Annotated in this window: 19 protein-coding genes and 1 riboswitch; of the genes, 3 read left to right on the top strand and 16 right to left on the bottom strand. The window is 38.8% G+C overall.

What is annotated here, in order from left to right; translation table 11 throughout:
- Positions 1–67: 67 nt before the first annotated feature.
- The 4 genes from pflB to C8C76_RS01705 all read right to left on the bottom strand — a co-directional run bounded on the left by pflB (position 68) and on the right by C8C76_RS01705 (position 4,409).
- Positions 68–2,296 (bottom strand): formate C-acetyltransferase, encoded by a 2,229-nt coding sequence (gene pflB, locus C8C76_RS01720; protein ID WP_108138063.1) that lies wholly within the window; start codon positions 2,294–2,296, stop codon positions 68–70.
- A 268-nt stretch (positions 2,297–2,564) separates the two neighbouring features.
- Positions 2,565–2,649, bottom strand: a riboswitch (ZMP/ZTP riboswitch).
- Positions 2,650–2,707: 58 nt separating this feature from the next.
- Positions 2,708–3,325 carry a cyclase family protein gene (locus C8C76_RS01715; protein ID WP_108138061.1) on the bottom strand — a complete coding sequence of 206 codons (618 nt, stop codon included), beginning with the start codon at positions 3,323–3,325 and terminating at the stop codon, positions 2,708–2,710.
- A 28-nt stretch (positions 3,326–3,353) separates the two neighbouring features.
- Positions 3,354–3,824 carry an HAD family hydrolase gene (locus C8C76_RS01710; RefSeq protein ID WP_108138059.1) on the bottom strand — a complete coding sequence of 157 codons (471 nt, stop codon included), beginning with the start codon at positions 3,822–3,824 and terminating at the stop codon, positions 3,354–3,356.
- A gap of 45 nt (positions 3,825–3,869) precedes the next feature.
- On the bottom strand, positions 3,870–4,409 hold the full coding sequence (locus tag C8C76_RS01705) for a macro domain-containing protein (RefSeq protein ID WP_108138057.1): 540 nt from the start codon (positions 4,407–4,409) through the stop codon (positions 3,870–3,872).
- 409 nt (positions 4,410–4,818) lie between these two features.
- Here C8C76_RS01705 and nadE point away from each other — a divergent pair, with 409 nt between their 5' ends.
- On the top strand, positions 4,819–5,613 hold the full coding sequence (gene nadE, locus C8C76_RS01700) for an NAD(+) synthase (protein ID WP_108138100.1): 795 nt from the start codon (positions 4,819–4,821) through the stop codon (positions 5,611–5,613).
- A 155-nt stretch (positions 5,614–5,768) separates the two neighbouring features.
- On the opposite strand, the gene msrB is transcribed toward nadE, so the two are convergent.
- The 3 genes from msrB to C8C76_RS01685 form a co-directional block, all read right to left on the bottom strand.
- On the bottom strand, positions 5,769–6,968 hold the full coding sequence (gene msrB / locus C8C76_RS01695; protein ID WP_108138055.1) for a peptide-methionine (R)-S-oxide reductase MsrB: 1,200 nt from the start codon (positions 6,966–6,968) through the stop codon (positions 5,769–5,771).
- Between the two features lie 138 nt (positions 6,969–7,106).
- Positions 7,107–7,430 carry a J domain-containing protein gene (locus tag C8C76_RS01690; protein WP_108138053.1) on the bottom strand — a complete coding sequence of 108 codons (324 nt, stop codon included), beginning with the start codon at positions 7,428–7,430 and terminating at the stop codon, positions 7,107–7,109.
- An 80-nt stretch (positions 7,431–7,510) separates the two neighbouring features.
- Positions 7,511–8,365 (bottom strand): damage-control phosphatase ARMT1 family protein, encoded by an 855-nt coding sequence (locus tag C8C76_RS01685; protein ID WP_108138051.1) that lies wholly within the window; start codon positions 8,363–8,365, stop codon positions 7,511–7,513.
- A 146-nt stretch (positions 8,366–8,511) separates the two neighbouring features.
- Here C8C76_RS01685 and nhaC point away from each other — a divergent pair, with 146 nt between their 5' ends.
- Positions 8,512–9,888, top strand: a complete 1,377-nt coding sequence (gene nhaC, locus C8C76_RS01680; RefSeq protein WP_108138049.1) for a Na+/H+ antiporter NhaC — start codon at positions 8,512–8,514, stop codon at positions 9,886–9,888.
- A 95-nt stretch (positions 9,889–9,983) separates the two neighbouring features.
- Here the strand turns inward: nhaC and C8C76_RS01675 are convergent, their stop codons facing one another.
- The 3 genes from C8C76_RS01675 to C8C76_RS01665 all read right to left on the bottom strand — a co-directional run bounded on the left by C8C76_RS01675 (position 9,984) and on the right by C8C76_RS01665 (position 12,352).
- On the bottom strand, positions 9,984–10,631 hold the full coding sequence (locus C8C76_RS01675) for a metallophosphoesterase family protein (protein ID WP_108138047.1): 648 nt from the start codon (positions 10,629–10,631) through the stop codon (positions 9,984–9,986).
- 71 nt (positions 10,632–10,702) lie between these two features.
- Positions 10,703–11,467 (bottom strand): Mut7-C RNAse domain-containing protein, encoded by a 765-nt coding sequence (locus tag C8C76_RS01670; protein ID WP_108138045.1) that lies wholly within the window; start codon positions 11,465–11,467, stop codon positions 10,703–10,705.
- Between the two features lie 27 nt (positions 11,468–11,494).
- Entirely contained in the window at positions 11,495–12,352 is an 858-nt protein-coding gene (locus C8C76_RS01665) for a GGDEF domain-containing protein (RefSeq protein ID WP_108138043.1), read from the bottom strand.
- Positions 12,353–12,515: 163 nt separating this feature from the next.
- Here C8C76_RS01665 and C8C76_RS01660 point away from each other — a divergent pair, with 163 nt between their 5' ends.
- Positions 12,516–13,187, top strand: a complete 672-nt coding sequence (locus C8C76_RS01660; protein ID WP_108138041.1) for a DUF3159 domain-containing protein — start codon at positions 12,516–12,518, stop codon at positions 13,185–13,187.
- A 97-nt stretch (positions 13,188–13,284) separates the two neighbouring features.
- Here the strand turns inward: C8C76_RS01660 and C8C76_RS01655 are convergent, their stop codons facing one another.
- From C8C76_RS01655 to C8C76_RS01630, 6 genes are all read right to left on the bottom strand, one after another.
- Positions 13,285–15,930 (bottom strand): glycoside hydrolase family 31 protein, encoded by a 2,646-nt coding sequence (locus tag C8C76_RS01655; protein WP_108138039.1) that lies wholly within the window; start codon positions 15,928–15,930, stop codon positions 13,285–13,287.
- A gap of 208 nt (positions 15,931–16,138) precedes the next feature.
- Positions 16,139–16,411, bottom strand: coding sequence for an HPr family phosphocarrier protein (locus C8C76_RS01650; protein WP_108138037.1), 273 nt, complete (start codon positions 16,409–16,411; stop codon positions 16,139–16,141).
- A 91-nt stretch (positions 16,412–16,502) separates the two neighbouring features.
- Positions 16,503–17,756: a zinc-binding dehydrogenase gene (locus tag C8C76_RS01645; protein ID WP_108138035.1), complete on the bottom strand. Its 1,254-nt coding sequence runs from the start codon at positions 17,754–17,756 to the stop codon at positions 16,503–16,505.
- Between the two features lie 93 nt (positions 17,757–17,849).
- Positions 17,850–18,779, bottom strand: a complete 930-nt coding sequence (pfkB, locus tag C8C76_RS01640; RefSeq protein ID WP_108138033.1) for a 1-phosphofructokinase — start codon at positions 18,777–18,779, stop codon at positions 17,850–17,852.
- Between the two features lie 116 nt (positions 18,780–18,895).
- Positions 18,896–20,788 (bottom strand): PTS mannitol transporter subunit IICBA, encoded by a 1,893-nt coding sequence (locus C8C76_RS01635; protein WP_108138031.1) that lies wholly within the window; start codon positions 20,786–20,788, stop codon positions 18,896–18,898.
- Positions 20,789–22,903, bottom strand: a complete 2,115-nt coding sequence (locus C8C76_RS01630) for a BglG family transcription antiterminator (RefSeq protein WP_108138029.1) — start codon at positions 22,901–22,903, stop codon at positions 20,789–20,791. It lies immediately after the preceding gene.
- Positions 22,904–23,060 lie beyond the last annotated feature (157 nt).

The following is a 23,060-nucleotide window of genomic DNA, read 5'->3' as shown; positions in this document are numbered from 1 at the left end:
TTTATTTGAACCAGGTCCAAAATGTTGGTTTTGGACCTGGTTCAAATAGTAGGTTCAAATAGTAACATTACATTTCTTTGTGAAAAGTTCTCGCAATTACTTCCTGCTGCTGTTCTGGAGTCAGCTTAATAAAGTTAACCGCATAACCGGAAACTCTGATTGTCAGCTGTGGATATTCTTCCGGATGTTCCACTGCATCAAGCAGGGTTTCCCGCTTTAGAACATTGACATTTAAGTGGTGTGCTCCCTGGCCAAAGTAGCCATCCAGAATCGAAGTCAGGTTATTAACCTGAGCTGACTCAGATTTACCTAATGCTTTCGGCACAATGGAGAAGGTATTGGAAATACCATCCTGGCAGTACTCATATGGTATTTTAGCCACAGAATTAAGGGAGGCTAAAGCACCTGAAGTATCTCTGCCGTGCATGGGATTGGCTCCTGGAGCAAAGGCTTCTCCTGCTTCTCTGCCGTCCGGAGTTGCTCCTGTCTTTTTACCGTAAACTACATTTGAGGTAATGGTCAGAACTGACATGGAATGAACTGCATCCCGGTAGAGCTGATGCTGTTTTAATTTATTGATAAATAATTTTAGTACTTCTACTGCCAGCTCATCAACCCGGTCATCATCATTACCGTATTTAGGGAAGTCTCCCTCAATTTCAAAATCAATGATCATTCCGTCTTCATTTCTAACCGGTCTAACTTCAGCATATTTAATAGCACTTAAGGAGTCAGCAATAATAGAAAGTCCTGCTACTCCAAAGCCCATGATCCGCTGTACTTCTGTATCGTGCAGGGCCATCTGAACTGCCTCATAGGCATATTTATCGTGCATAAAGTGAATAATATTTAAAGCATCCACGTACTTTTCACTCAACCAGTCAAGGAAGCGGTCAAAGTTTTTCATCACCTGATCGTATTCTAAAACATCTCCCTCATAGGGTTTAAATTCGGGTCCCACCTGAGCCCCTGTTTTCTCATCCTTACCACCATTTAGGGAATAAAGTAGGGTTTTAGGCAGGTTGCAGCGGGCACCAAAATACTGAATATCCTTACCCGGTGTCATTGCAGATACACAGCAGGCGATTCCATAATCATCAGAAAAGTTGCGGCGCATCAAATCGTCATTTTCATACTGCAGGGAGCTTGTATCTTTAGAAACCTTGGTGCAGTAGTTTTTAAAGCTCTCCGGCAGTTTTTCTGACCAGAGAACAGTCAGGTTGGGCTCCGGAGCCGGGCCGAGATTATAGAGAGTATTTAAAATTCTGTAGCTGGTTTTGGTTACCAGAGGTCTGGTGTCAATTCCGATTCCTCCAAGTACAATTGTTACCCAGAGTGGATCTCCACTGAAGAGCTCATTGTAGGCTGGAGTTCTCAGCTGGCGGGCCAGCCTCAGTTTGATTACAAAATCATCGATAATTTCCTGAGCTTCTTTTTCGGTCAGCAGTCCGGCTTCTAGGTCTCTTTCAAAATAGATATCAAAGAATTCTGCCACCCGACCAAAGGACATTGCCGCCCCATTATTTTCCTGAATTGCAGCCAGATAGGCAAGATAGGTCCACTGGACGGCCTCTTCTGCATTTTTTGCCGGACGTGAAAGGTCACAGCCGTAAGTTTCTCCAAGCCCCTTTAATTTTTTCAGCGCTTTAATCTGATCACTGACCTCTTCTCTGAGGCGAATTGTCTCTTCTGTCATCGGGCTCTTTAAATTGGTCTTATCTTCCTTTTTAGCTTCAATCAGTCTGTCCACACCATAAAGTGCTACTCGCCTGTAATCACCGATGATTCTGCCGCGTCCGTAAGCATCCGGCAGGCCGGTAATTACACCCGAGCGCCTGATTTCTCTAATTTCTGGGGTGTAGGCATCATAAACACCATCGTTGTGGGTCTTTCTATATTTAGTAAAAATCTCATCTATTTCGGGATCAACTTTTTCGCCGTAGGCTTCTGCTGCCTGACGGGCCATTCTGATTCCTCCATAGGTATTTAAGGTTCTCTTTAAAGGTTGATCAGTCTGCAGTCCAACTATTATTTCCTGCTCCCGGTCAATATAACCGGCGTCATAGGCGTTGATATCTGCAACTGTTTCTGTATCAATGGCCAGTACACCATCATTTTCTCTTTCTTTTTTTAAAAGTTCGGAACTCTGTCGCCAGAGATCTTCAGTTCTTTTAGTTGGGCCTTCTAAAAAATCAGCTCCACCTGTATAGGGAGTATAATTCTGCTGCACAAAATCTCGAACATCAATCTGCTCTTCCCATCTCTGACCTGTTAATTTTAAAGTATCAAACTCCATTAAAAATCCTCCTCTTTTAGTCTTATAATCTTATTGGCTGCTTAAAAGATTTTTTGAGTAAGCACCTGTAAAGTCATTATTAAATTATATTTAATCTTTTAAGCTGAATTTCATCTTCTATCTTAGCAGAAAAAATTACCATCGTCAAATCTTGAGTGCTTTACTATGTTTTGTTATGCGGCTCTAATTGTAAATTAGATTACAATAGCTTGCTTAAAGACTAAAATCTGCAGATAAACAAAAAAATCGCCCCCCGGATAAAGAATTTACTCAATATCCAGGCGGGCGATTTACTAAAGATTATATTCCCCTATGGTTAAACCCATATTTATCCGCCAGTCATATAATCTAGATATTTAAATTTTTAAAACTACGCTTATTAGTTTAGCAGATTGTATGATACCTGTCAAATCAAATTTCGGCTGCCACCCGGCAGGGAGCCGCTTCAGCTCTGACTTTAAGCGGAAATACCAAAATCTTAAATGAACTTAAGCCCAGCAGCTTATCTAAATTGCAGAGATTTTCTAAAATAAAAATATCATTTTCAAATAGTTTTTGATGGATTTTAAAAGGACTGTAATCAGGTGAAGGCATATCAAATCCCAGCACTTTGATTTCTTTTTCAATTAAAAAATCGGCAAATTCTTCCGAAATCAGAGGATGCTTGCTGTAATATTTTTTGCTGCCGTATTCTTCTGCCATACCGGTGTAGATAATAACAATATCATTCTTTTCGATCTCAGACTTATATCTTTCCTGCAGAGTAATAATTTCTTTTCCCACAGCATAGATTAATTTAGCCCGACCGGAAATAGAGTTAAGGTCAATATCCGCAGCATTGCGGACCTCTTCCAGCATGTGGGCCGGCAAATCAAGATGAGTCCCGGTGTGCATCCCAATCTTTAAATTATGATTGCAGTAGCCGTCCCGTGCAATTTTTTTGTCATTGACCAGCTCAACTTCGATATCTCCGGGATAAACAGGCATCCCATTGTAAATTTCATAGCTTAAATCTATCAGCTTTGACACAATGCACCTCCTTTTGTCTTATTCTAAATTATTTTCTCAAAGTTGCCCTGATGCGCTCCGGATTGGAAATCAAATCAAAAACATCATTAATTTCTCGGCTGATTAATTCCGCTCCCATCAGAGCGCCGCGGGCAGTTCCTTCCGGACCGATAACGGCTATTCCGAGCTCAGCGTTTTTCAGCATCTGGGCATCATTATTGCCGTTTCCTACTGCAATAACCCTCTTTCTGCCGAGCTTTTCTACAAAATCAGCCTTAAATTTACTGCCGTCATTACCTTCAATAATTACCAGCTCAATATTTAAATCTTTTAGCAGATTTTCTGCGTTGCCTAAGGTATCAGCAGTTAGAACATAGAGCTCAAATTCTTCTGCCAGCCGATTAATACCTTCTTTTACCCCGGCAATTAATTCTCCATCACAGGCTAAGGTTCCATTAAGATCGAAGACAATTTTTTCTACTTTTAAACTTTTACATCCTGGTATATTTATATCTAGCATAGCTTCCTCCTTATCTATTGGGGCAGACTGCCCGTCAGCATGATTTTATCTATTATTGAAAATTTTTTGAGCCTGATTACGATAAACCTGCAGATCACTGCTGCTGTAGAGAACAAATCTAATTTTTTCAACACTTTCTAAATCAGAAGCTAATTTATTAACTGCAAGCAGGCTTATTTCTGCTGCCTCCTTAATTGGGTAACCAAAGGCTCCGGTCGAAATCGCCGGGAAGGCAATCTTTTTAATCCTGTATTCTTCTGCCAGTTTTAAAGAATTTTGATAGCACTTTTCCAAGAGCGCTGCCTCAGGCTTATCTCTGCCGTAAACCGGTCCCAGCGTGTGAATTACATACTGGTTGGGCAGGTTAAAGGCTTTAGTTATCACCGCCTCACCTGGTTTGATTGGTGCCAGATCTCTGCAGGCTTTTTCGAGTTCGGGTCCGGCTGCTCTGTGGACTGCCCCGGCAACTCCACCTCCGGTTCGAAGCTGGGCATTTGCCGCGTTAACCACTGCCTCAACATCATTTTGGGCTGCTATATCTCCCTGGATCAGCTCCAGTCTAATTCCATCAATTTGAAAGTCCATTTAGATCACCCTTTCAAAAAGTATTAAAACTTTAACTGACTTAAAAAAATGCAGTTTTAAAGACCATTATTTGACTCTGACAGGGGTAAATAAGAAAGATTCATTTGTATTTATATAATTCTTTAGTTGTTTATAATTTCCTTTTTTTAATTGCTGTAAAAATAAGATTTTTATATTATAATTTTCTAACTATTTAAAAAATAAATAATCATCTCTTCAGCTCAATAAACAAGTTCTGGCGACTTAAATAAATTATTATGGAGCCTCAGGGCTTTAATCTGCACTAAAACTTTTTAAGCTCTCTTCTCGAATCTCTATATCTTGACACTAACTCTATTCTTTCCTATAATCCCTGGTGGAATTGATGATAAAAGATTTAAATTACTTTCTCTGGGAGGTAATAATAAGGATGATTGATGAAAATTTAGCAAATGAAATTCAGGAATGGATGCAGGAAAAAGTTGAAGCAAGAAATGCAGATGGTGTTGTAGTTGGACTTAGTGGAGGTATAGATTCCTCTGTTGTTGGAGCCCTGGCCAAAGAGGCCTTTGGTGACAATGTTCTGGGAGTTATGCTTCCGGCCAATGGTACAGTAACTAAAGATGTAGAATATGCTGAATTACTTGCTGATAAATTTGACATCGAAACTCTCAAAGTAAATATGAAAGAAATCAATGAGCCGCTGGAAAATAGATTGAAGAACATAGACATCGAAGAAACTGAGCGGAATCACTGGCCGCAGACCAAGATTCCTACTCCAAATCCGGCTGAGCAGAACATTCAGACTCGATTGAGAATGATGACCCTCTATTATATTGCTGAGAAAAAGAACTATGTAGTAATGGGAACCAGCAATAAGAGTGAAATTCTAACCGGATACTATACACTTTATGGTGATGGAGCAACAGACATGAGGCCGATCGGAGATTTAAACAAAACTCAGGTCTGGGAACTGGCAGAAGTCCTGGGAGTTCCGGAGGAAATAATTAACCGCCCTCCTACAGGCGGCTGCCGCGGAGATGAAAGTGACCGTGATGAAAAAGAGTTTGGGATCAGCTATGAAGACTTTGATCAGATTTATGAATCAATCAACAATAATGATGATCTCTCTAAATTTGAAGAGGGAGATGTAAAGCGGGTTAAAGAACTAATTGATGCCGCCAGAGATAAATCAGAGATCCCTACCTTTAAGATAGCTGAATAGATTATAAATAAAATATCAGTTTAGACAAATAACTACAAAAGCTGACAACCACCGGGTACCTGTCAGCTTTTGTCATTTTATCATTTATTTTGTTGAATCTGAGTCTTTTTCGACTTATTTAGACATATATCGGGTGGTTCACGGTGGGTGTACGTTTAAAAGAGATGCTCAAATTCCTCATAGCCTTCTTCAGCCAGATCTTCAGCCGGGATAAAATCTAAAGCAGCTGAATTAATACAGTAGCGCAAACCTGTGGGCTCCGGGCCATCTTCAAATACATGGCCTAAGTGAGAATCTGCCCCTTTAGATCTGACCTCAATCCGAGTCATCCAGAGTGAGTTATCCTCAACTTCAACTATACTATCTTCAGCCAGCGGCTTGGTAAAGCTGGGCCAGCCGGAACCTGATTCAAATTTATCAGTTGAAGAAAAGAGCGGCTCACCGGAAACTACATCTACATAAATACCGGGCTCTTTGTTATCCCAGTACTTATTATTAAAAGCGGGTTCTGTTGCATCAAGCTGAGTTACCTTATACTGCAGATCAGTCAGTCTAGCTCTTAATTCCTGATCGCTTTCTTCCTCATTGATTACTACACTGTCTGCGTCTTCAGTCTTACAGAATGTCACACATTCAGCCGGGTCAATACTATTCTTTTCTAAAAGCCTCTCCTGCAGCTCGGTGCTTAAACCAAGCTCACCGATATTCTGAATAATATTATCCCGCTCACCATTACCGGTAATATAACCACTTACTTTGGTTACAGCCGGTGAGTTGATGAATTCTTCCATTGTCATCTGGTCCAGATAGTGCTCACGGAAAGCTACCTGCTGCTGAAGTCTAAATTTCTGATGGTAGTCTTCAGCCAGATAAAAGCGGTTGAGCTCTTTGATTTCAGTTTTGATCTCTCTGCCGCTTTCAGCCTCCAGCTCTTCTTTTACTGCTTCAGCTGTCTGCTGCTGCTCTGAATTATTATATAAAATCAGAGAAGCATACTGCCTCGAATAAGACTGAGCATAAGGATTGTGGCTGTCGAAGAAAATCTCCACCAGTTCTCTGTAGGAAATCACCTCTGGGTCATAATCGATTTCAATTGTTTCTGTGTGATCACCTATCACCTTATAAGTTGGATTTTCAGTTGTGCCACCTGCATAACCAACTCTGGTTCTAACTACTCCTTCTAAGGCCCCAAAAGAAGCGTCAGGTCCCCAGAAGCAGCCTAAGGCAAAAGTTGCTGTTTCAGTCTCTACCTCATTCATTTTCTGATCATAGGGAATTTCAGTCTGGGCCACAACACTAGCTGTCATGCCAAAAACACTCAGTAAAACAACCGCCATTACTATTAAATAATCCATCTAATCTACCTCCTGTATATAAAAAGATATAATATCCTGCCTTGCTATTTATATAATAGTATTAATTACTACTAAATAATAGTAAGTAGATTACTCAGGATTAAATTTAATGGAATTCAGCCTGCTCTAAAGCCGCTCTCAGCCCCAGAGGGGATCATCACCAAACTGTCTTTTTAAGCGCTCATCACTCTGAATATCCCGCGGCAGATTTTCCAGTATTTCATCTTCGGCAAATGAATATAAATAATGGCTGCAGTAGTTTTTAATTACCTGATAGGCCTCATTAATTTCTTTAATCTTTTGCTGACAGATTTCCGGCTCTTTTTCACACTGATCTGGATGCCACTTTTTTATCAGCTGTCGGTGTTTTTTCTTAATCTCTGCCAGTGATTCTTTATCTCTTAAATTCAAAATCTCGGCTGCCTGATAAACTTTTTTTGAATTCAATTCTTCAAAATTCATTTATTCCACCCCGATTTTCTTTAAATAATAAAAATTTGATTTAAGTAAAAAGCCTGCTAAACTTGAAATTAAGAAATTTTTTAACTGTAAAGAAAAACAAAATCTCCTTCATTAACATTGAGAACTTCAGCGATTACATCACATTTAGCCTTGAGCAGAAAATATATTCCTGATTCTATACCGTAGAGACTCTCTAAGTTCCCCTGGCCCTTGCTGATTACAAGGTCTGCCTTTTGATAGTGTTTTAAAAACTCTTTGCTGGCTGAATCCATAATCATTCCCGGAGCCTTACTGCCGCTTTTTATAATCTCGGCATATTGATCAATTCCCAGTTCTAAAGCTCCTTCGGCTGTAATATCATTTAAGACTGCTGTCTCTCGAACTGCATATGTAATATTTAGATCATAATCTTCTTTGATTTTTTTAAGTAAAAGTTTATCAAAAACTGCTTCACCCGTATTATCAGCAATAAATAACAGCTCATCAGCCTCTTTCAGTTCTCCTAAAAACTGCTGATAATCACTGTGGGCAAAAGATTCTTTAAGTGCCCTCTCTATATTATCTTTGATGTTGACATTCAGGCTGACACCGGCATCAATGGAATTGCCCATTGCTGACATTAATAAAGCTGCTAAAAGTGGATCTTCTGCCTCTGCTATCTCCTTTTTAACCAGGGGCAGCAGTTTAAAAGCTGAATCCAAATTTTTCTCTTTGATCTCAGCATAGGGATCACTAACACCACTGACCTTTTTGATATAACCCTGCATCTCTTCTGCTATCATCGGTGCGGTAGCTTCTGAGTCAATTAATTCCGGCAGCATTTTTGAATATTTTTTTAAAATATCCTTAATTATCTCTTCATCATCTGTTACCATCCGGGCAGATTCCAAAGTCTGCCTGAATAGACAGGGTAAACAATCATATCTCATCTTCATTTGTAATCACCTCTTTTTAATTATATGGCTGTTATGAACATAAGTCAATAATTTTTGGATTTGATTTTCATTAAAAAAATAGTTATGATATAAATAATGTGCATTAATTAACTAATATAAATAGATAATAAGGATGTTGATTAAAAATGGAGAAAAGTACAATTAAAAAGCCAGATTCAAAAACTGCAGTAATTGCTCTCTTGACAGTTATTGCTGTTATTTTGTTTTCTATCAGAACTGCTTTAGTTTTGGAAACAGCCCTGGTCTTAGGGGCAATGACAGCTGCTCTTTTCGGCCTCTATCTGGGCTTAAGCTGGAAAGAAATTGAAAGTGGAATGATTAACGGAATTAAAAACGCTTTAGGGGCTTCACTGATTCTGATTATTATTGGAATGGTGATCGGCAGCTGGATTTTATCAGGTACAATCCAGACAATGGTCTACTATGGACTGGAGCTATTAAGTCCCGGCATCTTTTTACCGGCTGCTTTCCTGCTGGCAGCAGTCACTTCGATTTTGATCGGCAGCTCTTTTGGAACAATTGCCACCATGGGAATAGTACTGCTGGGAGTAGCAGAGGGACTGGGAGTACCAAAGGCAATTACCGTTGGAGCAATCGTTTCGGGAGCAATGCTCGGAGATAAAATTTCTCCGATGTCTGATTCTACTAATTTAACTGCCGCTATGAGCAGCACCGATCTTTTTGATCATATTAAATCGATGCTCTATGTTTCAGGACCGGCAGCTCTAATCAGCCTTATCTTATATGCAGTGATTGGTACTTTTTATTTAGATGGAAGTGCTAATCTAGCCAATATTAACCAGATTTTAAGCAGCCTCAGTCAAAACTTTAATATCTCTCTCTGGACTTTAATTCCACCGGCTCTGATGCTTTTACTTTCGCTATTTAAGGTACCGGCCATTGCCTCTCTTTCGCTCAGTTTTATCACTGCTTCTCTTTTTGCAGTTCTGACTCAGGGATCCTCTTTTGCTGAAATTTTAAATGCAGCGGCTAATGGTTATCAGGCTGATACCGGGCTTGAGCTTTTAGACAGCCTTTTAACTCAGGGTGGAATAAATAATATGATGAGTACAGTTGCCATTATTATGGCGGGAACTGCAATGGGAGGAATCTTAGAAAAAGCAAGGATTTTAGAAGTGATTTTAGATTCATTACTCAAAGTTGTTAAAAAACCCCGGGACTTGATTTTGATTTCCCTAAGTTCTGCCTATATTATGCTGCTGGCTACCGGAGAAATGTTTGTTTCAATTGTAATTCCCGGCCGAACTCTGGCACCTGCCTATCAGGAAATGAAAGTTGATAACAGTGTTCTCTCTCGTTCGCTGGAGACCGCTTCTACTCTCGGCTGTTCTATCCTGCCCTGGGGAGTTGTTTCAGTTTATATTCAGAATGTGATGGATATCGGATTCAGTTATATTCCCTATACTTTTTTATCATTTCTGGCTCCGGTGATTGCAGTAATTTATGCCTTTAGCGGCAGCTTTACTTTTAAAAGTGAATAATAATAGAAAGCTGGCGGGAGAACTTTAATTTCTCCGCCAGCTTTTTTTGCTTTATATCATTTTGAAACTTATTCAAAATTAATCTTGTTTTCAGTTTATAGTATCGAAGCAATGGGATTCTTTTCAGCCGAGCTGTAAACTTTTTTGGTCTCTAAGTTTATGGCACTTAAAATTCCACCCTTGCCGGCTCCTGTGTCCATTAAAATCTTATTTTCTTCAAATTTAACTTTCGGGACCGGTGTGTGCCCGGCAACTACGGTTCTTTTTTCTTTAAAATCTCCCGGTTTCGCTCCTAAAAATTGATATCTGATCCAGACCAGATCATGTTCTGTCTGTTTTTTAAGCTTCCGATCAGGCCGAATACCGGCATGGACAAAAATATAATCCTGACTGCTGTGGTAGTAGGGCAGTGAGTTGAAAAATCGAGCAGCTTCTTTAAGCTCTGAACGGTTGGGAAAACTTCTTTCTGTAGCCTGGCCTCCATTGTGATACCAGAGGTCAATATTATTATCATTCAAAACTGCATCGATCATCATTTCTTCGTGATTACCTCTTAGAAAAATATTATCGCCATTATCTAATTCTTTGATATATCTGTAAACCTTATAGGAATCAGCACCCCGGTCAATGTAGTCGCCCAGGAAAATCAATTTATCCTCTTTGGGTTTATAATTAATTTTGTCAATGATTGTTTTGAGCTGATCTATTTCTCCGTGAATATCACCAATTACATATTCCGCCATCTTAAAAGCACCTCCTGCTCACTACTTTCTTTAATTATAACATAAGTGATTGAAGATTTTAATTATTTAACTTAGCTTTCTTTGAGGCGGTTTAAGAGCTTTTCTGTTTTTTTAAAATGAGATCCCCGCCAGTAAATTTTGTCACAGGTTTTGCAGTATCGAAAATCGTTAAAATACTTTTTCGTTTTCGGCTCCAGGCGCTCAATAATCTCTTCCTTATCAATTTTTTCTAATTTACTGTTGCAGTTGACACAGCGGCTTTCTCCCTGATAGTACTGGCTCAGACTGTAGCGATTGAAAACTTCTTTGAGCTGCTCTTTAGGATCATCATTCCAGATAAAGCTGGCCCACTTAACCTTTTTCCTCATCAGAAGCCCCAGATCCCTGCTTAAAATTATTCTCTCCTCTTTTTCTGCAATATCTGCTATTTCCGGGTCAAGATAATCATTTCTGTATGCTGTATCAAAGCCAAAACGCCTCAGATAGCGGGCAAGTCTTCCCAGATGAACATCCAGAATAAATTTTGGTTTATCCAGTGGATATTCAGGCAGCAGCGTTTTTTCCGCAGACAATTTGAAATTATAAAGAGGGGGATAGATAGAAAATAAATCTCCCGGCTGAACCAGATAAGAGAAATCAACCGGCTCCCCATTTTTTAAGATCAGGGCAACCTCGGGATGAGGAACCCCAATGCTTTCAACCCTATCTTTAATGGTCTGCCGACCGCGATAGTGGTGAAGATAATAGCGGCCGTTTATGAGCTCAAGATTTTTTGTTCTATCTAGATTGATAAATTTATTTAAATACGAGTAAAATCTTAGTTTTATCGTTTTCATCTAAACCGCTTCCTTAAATTTAGTTAGTTATTCCCAGCTTTCTCCTCTTTTTAAATCCAGATTAATTTTTTCCTTGATTTTTTTCTTATTGTGGTACATTTTGCGGTCAGCTGCATTGATCATTGCTTCCAGACTCTGATACTTACTGCTGTCATAGATATAGCCAAAGGCAATACTGAAATATTTTTCCGGGTGTTTTTTTGCTTTTTCCTTTATTCGAGTTATGATCTTTTTACATTCTTCTTTATTTGTCTCCGGTAAAATGATAGCAAATTCATCTCCACCAATTCTAGAAATAATGTCCTTTTCTCTAAGTTCTGATTTTAATAAATTTGCAGCCGATTTAATATACTCGTCTCCTTTTTTATGGCCGTGATTATCATTAATCACTTTTAAGTTATTTATATCAGCAATAATTACAGAAGGATTATGCTTTTTGGGATCATCCAGAGCTTCCAGCTTATTTTCAAAATATCTTCTGTTGTGGAGACCTGTCATCTCATCGTGAAAACTTAAATATCTAATTTTTTCATTCTGTCTTTTAAAAGCCTTAATCTGCTTACCACTTGAGATAACCCCAAAAAGAACCTGGATTAAAATTATTGTTTTGATAATCAGGTAGGATTCAAAATAAAGAAATATTACATAAAATAAAATTTGGGCCAGCCAGAGTATAATGGCTTTTTTGTCATCTGAATTCTTAAGAAAATTATCATAGATTATAATAAATAGTAAAAAATAAGAAAAGCCAAATAGAAAATCAGTCTGGTCATTTAGAGTCCCCAAAAATAATTTTGAGGTTAATATTAATCCATTTATTGTTAGAAAAGCATAAGTTAAAGTAGAAATTTTTTTGTTACTCAAATTTTTAAATTCAAAATTCATAATAAACTCCTTTATATAATCTTCATCTTAATTATAATTCTTTATTTAATTATTCAAGATTAAGCTGCTAAATCCTTTTAATTTTGCCTAAGTTGCAAATTTTTTATATAATGGAATTAAAGAAATTAGTTAGAAGAAATTGATACTAAAGGAGCAATTCAAGATGGACTTTCGAAAAGAAGAAATTTTAGAAGAGTTACGCTCTATATTTTTAAATAAAACCTTTGATGCCCTGCTCCCACCGCTGGTCTATGCCGTCAGCAACTCTATTTTCGGCTTACTTTCGGCAATTACTCTGGCAGTAACTACAGCTTTATTTAATTTTATGCGAAGATTTATCAAAAAAGAAAACTGGAAATATTCTTTGGCTGGTCTTGGAGGAGTAATTTTTGCTTCCTCACTTGCTTATTTGAGTAATAATGCCAGCAGTTATTTTATTCCTGCTCTGACTTCTTCAACCCTCTTTTTGCTGGCCTCTCTAATTACAGTTCTGATCGGCAAACCGCTGGCAGCCTGGGCAAGTCATTTAAGCAGAGGCTGGCCTTTAGAATGGTTCTGGCGGGATGATATTAAACCTGCCTACAGAGAAGTTACTATTTTCTGGGCTCTTTATTTTGCCCTGCGGCTTACAATTCAGCTCAACTTATTTTTTAGCGAAGCTGTATTCAACTTAGCCTGGGTGAATATTATACTCGGCTGGCCGGCAATCATTGTTGTTTTAACAATCAGTTATATTTATGGTGTCTGGCGGCTTGATAACCTGGGAGGACCGGGAGTTGATGAGTTCAAAAAGGGAAAAGAACCACCCTGGGACGGCCAGAAGCGGGGTTTTTAGAAAACAGGTCAAATTTTAGCATCAAATTAGCTGATTTAAAATAATGAGAGGTCACCTCTGCAGAAATTACTGCTGCCCTGGTGACCTCTTTTAATAATTATTTTCTATATTCTTTTTTAATAAAGTCAGTGTAGTTAACTGTTAGCTTCCATTTATCTGCATCTAACTCTTTTAAATCGAGCAGCTTATAATTTTTTATCTCAGCACTTTTGTTTTCCATGCTGGCCCGGTGATGGCCGCTTGTCAGAACAGCTTTAGAAAAATTATAATTCATATTTTCTAGCTGACCGTTAAAGATTACCAGCCGATCAGTATCTGCAGTTCTAATTCGAGCCGAGCCGCAGTCATAAATTAATTCAAGCAGTGTACTAAGCTGAGTTGGAGAAAGTACTGCTTCAAAGCGGTTCAAAAATTCTGGCCCCTCATTTTCAGCAGCAGCTTTTTCTATGCTTTCTGCCAGCTCAGTTTTGACAGCTGTTTCTACTTTAAAATTCTTAAGCATTTTTTTAATTTTTTCTACTTTAAGATCTTTTTTCTTCATTAAGCCCTGCTCATTTTTAATTTTAAGCTGATAGCTTTTGGCCGGGTCATAATCAAATTCAAGTATTAGCTGACCAGTTTTCTGATTGTAACGGCTTTCAGAATCAATTTTTTTGTCAGCGGCTTTGATCTTTACTTCTGGATTAATCAGGGATCTAAATTTAAGCTGCAGACGGCGCTCTGCCGGGATAATTTCTGCAGAACCTTCAACAGGAAGAATTTTAAAGTTCAGCTGCTCCTGCTGCCAGCTCATTTTAAAGATTGTTTTAGCAGTTTTTAGTTCAGATTCTGCTGCAGCACCGTTATCTTCGTAAAGTTCAAACTTGTTATCTGTCCCCGGAAAAACATCTACTATAAGAATCTCCGGATTTGAAGTATCGCCAAAATCAGTTTCTCCTGCCAGTGGAATAATAGCTCCTGCCTTTGCAAAGAGTGGAAAATCTGAAAGATCTCCATAAATATTATACCAGTTCTTACCCTGATAATATTCACCGCTGAAGTAGTCAAACCATTCTCCCTCAGGCAGCCAGACTGTCTGTCGGCTCAAATTAGTCAGCTCTGAAGCTGGTTCTAAAAATGGAGCAGCAATCAGCTCACTGCCGAAATAATACTGGTCCGGAAGTGAATAAGCTGGCTCAGACTTTTCCTGATAGTACATCGGCCTAATTAAAGAAATTGCGGTCTCTTTTGCCTTATAGCTGTGGGTATAGAGATAGGGTATCAGCTGATGTCTAAGCTGCATGTATTCTTTTGCTATCTCAAAAACTTCAGCGCCGTGGCCCCAGGGTCTGCGGTCAAGATAAGGATCTTTGGTAGAATGAAGCCTCATTACTGGGCTGAAAACCCCAAACTGCAGCCAGCGGGTATATAATTCTCGATCTTCAGTTCCCATACAGTGGCCGCCTATATCATGGCTCCACCAGCCGTAGAGGACATTGGAAGCAGTAGCAGTAAAGTAGGGCTGAAATTTAAGTGAGTCCCAGCTGACTACTGTATCCCCGGAAAAACCAATTGGATAGCGGTGGCTGCCCAGACCGCCCCAGCGAGAAAAAATAAAGTTTCGCTTGTCATCATTGCGGGCCAGATCATAAAAATGAAGATGATTTAAGCCCCAGAGCGGGTCAACTCCCTCAAGGCCGCTTTCGGTTCCCTGCTGCCAGTCCAGCCACCAGAAATCAATCCCCTCTTCATCTTCCAGCGGATTATGTAAAAATTTAAAGTAGCCGTTAATAAAATCAAGATCACTTAAATCAAATTTTATTCCCTCTTCAGTCTCCGGATCAAGCTGCATAAATTCTGCCATCTGCTGATACTGATCTTCGTGAGGATGAACTCCATCGGCAGGATGCAGGTTGAGGGCAGTCTTTAGACCTTTGTTATGCAGCCACTGCACAAACTCTTTTGGCTCCGGGAAAAAATCTCGATTCCAGCTGTAGCCTGTCCAGCCGCTTGTATATTTATTTTCAACCTGATGCCAGTCCATATCCACAATACAGACTGAAAGTGGAATCTCTTTTTCTTCAAATTCCAGCATCAGATCCTTTAATTCCTGATCAGAATACTCCCAGTAGCGGCTCCACCAGTTGCCTAAAGCCCAGCGGGGAAGTAGTGGAATCTCTCCGGTGATTTTTGAGAAATCTTTTAATAATTCTTGATAATTTTCTCCATAGGCCAGGAAATATAAATCCTGATAGTTATTAGCTTTTCCTCGAGCTTCAAGCCAGCCTGTATCATTAAAAACGAGACTCTCTGTGTCATCAATTAATGTCCAGCCAGATTTAGAAAGCAGTCCTTCTTCCAGCTCAACCGCACCATTGACTCCGTCCAGAGTTCTGTGAGTACCTTTAAGATTCTCTTCATCTTCTTTTCCGTAAAACCATAGTTCATTATTTGCTTTAACTTTTATTTTTAAATTATCCTGAGATAATTTTTTACCATTTCTTAAATACTCTAATTTCAATTTTTCAGTTTCCAGGGTTAACTGCTGCTCATCTTTTTTGAGAGAAAACTCCGGTACTCTAAGTTCTCTCTTCCAGACAAGCTGAGTTGCTCGGTCATCAAATTCTTTTTTTGGATCATATTCCAGCCGCAGAATTCCTGCAGTTAAAACAGTAATTCGCAGCTGATCACAAAAAACCACAGCTTTTCTGGCAGCTGCAGAATTAAAATCAATCTGAAAATGTTTGGCAAGTTCTGTCATCATTTCAGCTCCTTTTTAAAATTTAGTTTTAAAGATCAATTTATATTATAACACTCTCTGATAAGGCAAACAAATATTATTTTGTGAATAAAATAACTTTAACCAGGTCCAAAAAAGCTCATCACCTGTCCAAAATGATGAGCCTTTTCTATATTGCTGCTGTAAACTTATCTATTAATTTGGAAATAATCTCCAGGTATTCGGTACCTGCCTACATCTTGAAGTCATTTTCTACCAGCTCAAGCAGGGAGTTAACTGCCTCTTCCTCATCACTGCCGTCTGCCTGAATGGTGATTTTGTCATCCTGAGTTGCTCCCATAGTCATAATTGAAATTATGCTTTTAGGGTTATACTCTTTCTCCTGATTACCATTTTTAAATAAAACAATATCAGCTTTAAACTTACTGGCCAGTTTGGAAAAAATACCGGCCGGTCTGGCATGAAATCCTTCCTCATGTTCTAAAATAAATTCTGCTTTTTTCATGAAATTCACTCCTACTTTTATAATTAAAATTACAAATTTAGTCAATCAAGTCCAGATTACAAAATGGAAATATTATCCAAGTGCTCGGTACCTAAAAGTTTTCTAGTAAATATTTTTCTGCTTCTGCTGACCAGAGACCATTGTTATCTGCTATGATTTCTGCCAGTTCAGCATATTTGGGATCTTCCTTACCTTTTTTAGCAAAGTCCTCCAGTGCTGTCAGCTCCATATCGATTGAAGTATAGATTAACTTTTTGCCGCCTGGAATCTTTGGCAGATTCTGAATTGTATCAGCTGCACTGTTAAGACCCCCAACATGGGTAATCATTGTGGCCGGATTTAATCTACCCTCTGCTGACATTTTAAGTGATTCGCGCATATCATCATCATTACCACCGGTTGAACCCATAATGTGAGTTGGGGAATAGTGAATATTGTATAAGTTAAATTCTGCAGAAAGTTCCTTATCTGTGGGGCCAGCAAAGAAGTTCATACAGCCGTCCTTACCCAGAATCTGATCTCCCTGCTCAGCCAGTTCTCTTACCGGAGCGTAGACGAAGACATCATCATAGCCTTCTCCACCAACCAGTTCTTTAAGTTCTGCCGGCACATCTTCCATCTCTGCTGTGTTGACAAAATGGAGTTCAACTCCCTGTTTTTCTGCCTCTGCCTGAGTAAATAAAGAAGCTGCGCGGTCCAGACGGTCCTGGTTGATATCAGTTACTACAACTACCGAAGGTTTGCGGTCTGCATGGAGGGCATAATCGATTGCTCCTAAGCCCATCGGTCCAGCAGCACCTAAAAGTGCAACCTTTCCACCTTCTACAATCCCCATTTTGTGAATGTAATTATTGCTCTCTGTGTGGTAAACTGCATGGTAGCCGCCTACAATACAGGACATTGGCTCTGAAAGTGAGGCTTCGTAAAATCCGTCTCCCTCATATTTTAGAAGATAGCCAAGCTCCATAACTTCCTGCGGAATAATTGTGTACTCTGTATTCCCGCCAAAGTATTTGTAGGAATAACCAGGGGCATAGGGGCTTCCTTTGTAGTTTAAAGCCGGCTGAACTGCAAATTTTTCTCCCGGCTCAAACTGATCCTGCCACTTTTTACCTACCTTAATAATTTCACCTGCAAATTCGTGTCCGGTAATAGTTGGATTTTCAGCCACATCATCTGGAACTCTTTTGTGGCGGCCGCCCTGAATTACTGCCTTATAAGTTGACATACAGATACTGTTGGAAACAATTCTGGCTAAAATTTCGTCGTCTTTGATTTCTGGAAGTTCAAATTCTTCCATTCTGAGGTCGTTTTCACCATATATGCGGACTGCTCTTGTTTTCATTATTTAATCACCCTTTTAATTTTAGTTTTATTAATTTTATTCTTAAAAATTTAAAATTTTTATTTGTCCCTGCTCTCAAAGCTGTCTAATTTCTTAAAGCCTCTTTAGCTGAATTGATTTTTTAAGTCTCTCTAGATCTTTTAGACTTCCCATCTCTGTGCCATCCTTAATCAAAGTTGCACTGCTGGCTGCTGCTGCAGTTTTGAGCATTTCCTCTAAGTTGAGTTCATTTTCTAAAGCATAGGCCAGTCCGGCAACCATTGCATCACCAGCTCCAACTGTACTTTTAACATCAAGTTTTAAGGGCTCAATTTTATATTTTTTCGCTGCTGTGATAAATACTGCTCCCTCGCTGCCGAGAGAAAGCATAATCATCTGAATACCTGTATCTAAGAGACTCTCAGCCTTTCTAATCATTGTCTTTAAATCCTTAAACTCTTCCTTAAAATGAAGGCTGAGCTCATGCTCATTCGGCTTAATTAAAGTTGGGCCTGCTTTTATTCCTGCTCTAAAAAGTGGGCCATCAGCATCCAGAACTGTTTTGATATCTCTTTCTTTTGCTGCTTCAATCAGCTGAAAGTAAATATCCTCACCAACTCCGGCCAGAACACTTCCTGCCAGAACCAGTATATCATCTGGCTTTAAATCAGCAAATAGTTTTGTTTTCAATTCTTCAATATCTGCTGCAGAAATGTGGGCTCCTGACTCATTGAGATCAGTGAAAGTGTTATTGATTGGGTCCACCATCTTGGTATTGGTTCGAGTTTCTTCTCTGGTTTGGATAAATTCTGTTTTGATACCTGAGTTTTCTACCTCTTTTTTGATAAAATCACCGGCAGCTCCACCTAAAAAACCGGCCGCTGTACTCTGCTGCCCCATATTTTTGAGCATTTTAGAAACATTAATTCCTTTCCCTCCAGCATCTTTATGAACCTTTTTGATGCGGTTGAGCTGGTTGAGTCTAAAACTTTCGACAATTATTGTTTTATCTAAGGCTGGATTTAAGGTCAGTGTTTTAATCATTATTATCAATCCTTATTAGGTTATTTCAATTTTGCTTCCCCATTCAGTCAGGTTCAACTGAGGCTGAACAGGGAAGCTTTGATTTGCAACTTTCAGTTTAGAAAATCAGTTTAAAATTAGAGTGTGAATTTTTCGTAGATATAATCTATGTCATCTGTGGTTCTCAACTTTTCAGCTGACTCATTTTCTTCTATCATCTCAGAAAGGTTAGCCAGAATTTTGAGGTGTTCATTTCCCACTCCGGCGATTGCAATTACCAGATAGGCTGTTTCACCTTCAAATTCAACTCCCTCTGGGAACTGCAGAACTGAAATTCCGGTCTTTTTAATCTTCTTTTTGGCAGCTCCTACTCCATGAGGGATTGCTACTCCTTGACCGATATAAGTTGACATCTCCTGTTCTCTGTCCAACATCGCTTCCACATAATCCTGGTCAACATAACCGCTGTCTACCAGAAGTTGGCCGGCCTTTTTGATTGCTTCTGCTCTTTTAACACTTTCCAGGCCAAGCTTGATATTTTCTTTTTTTAGAATTCCTTTGTTGGTAGAAGCAGCAGATTCAGACTCGTCATTTTTTTCTACTGCTTTACTCTGCTTTTTTTGATCATCTTCTCCAGCCTTAAGTCTTTCTACAAGCTGGTCATAAACTGGAGTCTGCAGAAAATCCTGGATTGAAATATGCTCAGCCTGAGGCGCCTTCTGTTTTGCCCGCTCAGTTAGATTCTGATGAGTAATTACAATCTCTGCATCCTGAGGTATTTCATCGATAGCTTTATTGACAACTAAAATATCCAGACCGGCTGCTTCAATTTTTTTGCGAAGTTTACCGGCACCCATAGCACTTGATCCCATCCCAGCATCACAGGCAAAGACAATTTTACTTACTTCTGAAACACTTAATTTTTTAGCTTCCTTATCCATGTGTAAATCTCTACCCTTCTGCTCTCTTACCTTAGACTGAGCAGATTCAAATTCCATGGTGTCTCCTCTGGCAACTGATCTTTTAATTAAAACAGAAGCGATAACAAAAGAGACTGCTGTTGCAGCTAAGATACCTGCAAATACTCCCAGATAATTACCCCTTGGTGTCATTGCCAGATAGGCAAAGATACTGCCGGGAGAAGGTGTAGCAACTAAACCGGTATTGAAAAGGTTGAAAGTAAAGATACCGCTGGCTCCACCACCAATAACTGCTAATAAAAGTGAAGGTTTCATTAAGACATAGGGAAAGTATATTTCGTGAATTCCTCCCAAAAAGTGAATGATTATAGCACCAGGTGCGGACTGTTTTACCATACCCTTAGCAAATACCCAGTAGGCTAGAAGAATTCCTAAGCCTGGGCCGGGATTTGTTTCCAGCATGAAAAAGATTGATTTACCAGCCTCTTCTACCTGCTGAATTCCTAAAGGACTTAAGACACCGTGATTAATTGCATTATTTAAAAATAGAATTTTAGCAGGCTCAATAAAAATAGAAGCTAAAGGTAATAAACCGCGACTTACAAATGCGTTTACACCAATTCTTAAAAATTCATTTAGACCTACAACAATTGGACCAATAATCTGATAGGCTAAAACTGCTAAGAGTCCACCTATTATACCAGCTGAAAAGTTATTAATCAGCATTTCAAAACCTGATTTGATTTTACCTTCAAACATTTTATCTACGTGCTTTATAGTCCAGCCGCCAAAGGGCCCCATTACCATGGCTCCAATAAACATTGGAATATCAGAACCTACAATTACACCCATTGTAGCAACAACCCCAACAACTCCACCTCTAACACCTGCAACTAATTTACCTCCAGAAAAAGCAATTAATAGCGGCAGCATATAGGTGATCATCGGACCAACTAAACCTGCCAGGCCTTCGTTTGGAACCCAACCGGTAGGAATAAAGAAAGCTGTAATCAAACCCCAGGCGATAAATGCTCCAATATTGGGCATTACCATTCCACTTAAAAATCTACCAAAATTCTGTACCTTATTTTGAAAACTACTCTTCTGCATTTAATTTTCCTCCTTGTGATATTTAACCATACTTTTTTGTTGTAAAAAATAATCAAAGTGTTCTGAAAGTCCATAATAAATATCTTCCCGACTGCCGCTGTTAACAGCAGCTATAAAATCCTGATTTTCTATTAATAAATGACTGATCTCACTTAATACTTCTCTTCCCTGAGTGCTTCCCTTAAGTGGAGCTGCCATGAGAACAATAATTTTAATTTCAGCTACCACACCATTATCAGCCTCAATTTCAAAACCTTTTTGGGGCCTAATCACTGCAAAATATAGTTCATTAACAGCTCTGCTCTGACAGTGGAGAAGCATTATCTGATTGTGCTTTAAAACTGTACTTCCTTTTTCTTCCCGCATACTTAAATCTTTTTTAATTCTTTCCCTTTGCTCCGGCGCATCCTTAAGCAGTGCAGCTGCATCTTCAATCAGTCCAGCTGTATTTTTAAAGTGATAACCATTTATCAATTGAAAATTATTCAGTACCTCTAAAATCCCCTGATTATAGTTATTGATCATTTCCAGTTTTTCTTTAAGGGTGATTTTATTATTTCTTTGCTTGTTTTTGGCTCTGTTTTTTAAGAGAAAATCATTGATTTCCTGCTGCTGTTTTTCGTTTAAAAGCGGGTTAACCACTATTACCGGTACTTTGCTCTCCGGTATGGCAACAGTAGAAATAATCAGATCAAGATTTAAATTCTCTATTTCCTGATTATCAAAATCCAGAGTTGAAATTAAGGAAGTAACTTCGATATTTTCAAATTCCTTGTTCAGCCTTGAAGCTAAAAGTCTGGAAGCTCCAATCCCACTGGTACAGGCCACTGCTGCTCTGAATTTCTGCTGCGGCTTTCTTTTTCTCTCTACTGCTGAGCCCAGATGCATTGCTATATAGGCAGCTTCCGATTCCGGCACCTCAATATTTTCTTTTTCTGCCAGAATAGCAGCACATTTTTTGGAAACTTCAAATAATTCAGCATATTTTTCTTTAATTTCTCCTAAGAGAGGATTTCGAATATCGAGCTTCAGTTTGATCCGATTAATTGTCGGCTCCAGATGCCGAACCAGTCCAATTAAAAGCTCCTCATCATCTTCCAGGTAAATTCCCAGCTCAATTTCTGCCTTTTCTATCATTTTGCGGGATATATTAACCAGATGATAATCTTCGGTCATTGAAATTTCGTCATTGTAAACTCCACCCCGACTCTTACTTCCCATTAAGTGCATAGTTACATAGGCAATTTCTGCTTCCGGGATTGTTACCTTAAATGCTTCTGCAATTGAGGAAACAAGTTCTCTGGCGATTATAAATTCTTTTTTTCCTTTTAGATTATTAAGTACTTCCTGATTAACAGTTATTTCTTCCCCATCTTTAATTCTTTTTAAGGCAATGGCCAGGTGAACCATCAGTGCAGCATAGGCATCATCAGCCAGCTGATAACTCATCTTTTTTTCTAACTTTTTGATGTATTCATCTAATAAATTAATTGTATCCAGTCCAATTAAATTTAATAGTCGATTTTTGGAAAGATTTTTTCTCAATTTTTCTTCTGGCTCAGAATACTTATCCTGAAGCAGTAATAAAATTTCTTCTAAATTAAAATTCTGATAGAGCAGATTAATACTTGCTTTTCTGATATCCTTTTCTTTTCCCTCAAGATATACACCAAGCCCGGGTTTTCTAATTAACTCAATCTGATATTCTTTCAGCCAGCCCTCAATCTCATCTAAATCATGACTGATAGTTGCTTCTGATACATTACAGACTCTGGTAAAGGCATAAAGCTTATTGGGACGTTGATCTCTTAATAGTTCCGAGAGAATAATCATTTTTCTCTCATCAGGTGTAAAATGCCTGTCAACAGCTTCAAACTCCAGCAGTTCTGCAATTCTTTTTTTATCTTCAGCTGAGCAGTTGAGCCGAATACCTGTGCCCTTTTTCTTTTCCAGCTGTATATCATTAGTCCGCAGCCACTTTTCTACTTTTTTCAACTCCCGTAAAACGGTTCTGGAGCTGACATCTAACTTTTGAGCAATTTTCTCAGTCACAATATAATCATCATTTTCAATTAAAATCTTAATAATCTTTTTAGTTCTAGAACTAATTTTCATAACTGGTACTCCTTTGGCCAAAATTTTAGTTAAGGTGTCTTATACACCTAATTTTGTCGAACTATTATAAAATAGTTCAAAATTAAGTAGAAGCAAATTATAAGCTTATAGCTGCTCTTATTAAATTGTGTCACTTAAATGCAGAATTAATTTTTAG

Source organism: Halanaerobium saccharolyticum (genome assembly GCF_003053565.1).
Lineage (GTDB): Bacteria > Bacillota > Halanaerobiia > Halanaerobiales > Halanaerobiaceae > Halanaerobium > Halanaerobium saccharolyticum_B.
The sequence above is the reverse complement of the archived record's forward strand: the minus strand, read 5'-3'. Positions and strand labels throughout refer to the sequence as shown.

Bases quoted from the DNA above. Each gene is read 5' to 3' on its own strand.
- C8C76_RS01710 (WP_108138059.1), bottom strand. From the start codon at position 3,824: ATGCTAGATATAAATATACCAGGATGTAAAAGTTTAAAAGTAGAAAAA.
- C8C76_RS01690 (WP_108138053.1), bottom strand. From the start codon at position 7,430: ATGAATTTTGAAGAATTGAATTCAAAAAAAGTTTATCAGGCAGCCGAG.
- C8C76_RS01630 (WP_108138029.1), bottom strand. From the start codon at position 22,903: ATGAAAATTAGTTCTAGAACTAAAAAGATTATTAAGATTTTAATTGAA.
- C8C76_RS01685 (WP_108138051.1), bottom strand. From the start codon at position 8,365: ATGAAGATGAGATATGATTGTTTACCCTGTCTATTCAGGCAGACTTTG.
- C8C76_RS01635 (WP_108138031.1), bottom strand. From the start codon at position 20,788: ATGCAGAAGAGTAGTTTTCAAAATAAGGTACAGAATTTTGGTAGATTT.
- C8C76_RS01665 (WP_108138043.1), bottom strand. From the start codon at position 12,352: ATGAATTTTGAATTTAAAAATTTGAGTAACAAAAAAATTTCTACTTTA.
- C8C76_RS01655 (WP_108138039.1), bottom strand. From the start codon at position 15,930: ATGATGACAGAACTTGCCAAACATTTTCAGATTGATTTTAATTCTGCA.
- C8C76_RS01650 (WP_108138037.1), bottom strand. From the start codon at position 16,411: ATGAAAAAAGCAGAATTTATTTTAGAACATGAGGAAGGATTTCATGCC.
- C8C76_RS01670 (WP_108138045.1), bottom strand. From the start codon at position 11,467: ATGAAAACGATAAAACTAAGATTTTACTCGTATTTAAATAAATTTATC.
- msrB (WP_108138055.1), bottom strand. From the start codon at position 6,968: ATGGATTATTTAATAGTAATGGCGGTTGTTTTACTGAGTGTTTTTGGC.
- nhaC (WP_108138049.1), top strand. From the start codon at position 8,512: ATGGAGAAAAGTACAATTAAAAAGCCAGATTCAAAAACTGCAGTAATT.
- pfkB (WP_108138033.1), bottom strand. From the start codon at position 18,779: ATGATTAAAACACTGACCTTAAATCCAGCCTTAGATAAAACAATAATT.
- C8C76_RS01645 (WP_108138035.1), bottom strand. From the start codon at position 17,756: ATGAAAACAAGAGCAGTCCGCATATATGGTGAAAACGACCTCAGAATG.
- C8C76_RS01705 (WP_108138057.1), bottom strand. From the start codon at position 4,409: ATGGACTTTCAAATTGATGGAATTAGACTGGAGCTGATCCAGGGAGAT.
- pflB (WP_108138063.1), bottom strand. From the start codon at position 2,296: ATGGAGTTTGATACTTTAAAATTAACAGGTCAGAGATGGGAAGAGCAG.
- nadE (WP_108138100.1), top strand. From the start codon at position 4,819: ATGATTGATGAAAATTTAGCAAATGAAATTCAGGAATGGATGCAGGAA.
- C8C76_RS01675 (WP_108138047.1), bottom strand. From the start codon at position 10,631: ATGGCGGAATATGTAATTGGTGATATTCACGGAGAAATAGATCAGCTC.
- C8C76_RS01660 (WP_108138041.1), top strand. From the start codon at position 12,516: ATGGACTTTCGAAAAGAAGAAATTTTAGAAGAGTTACGCTCTATATTT.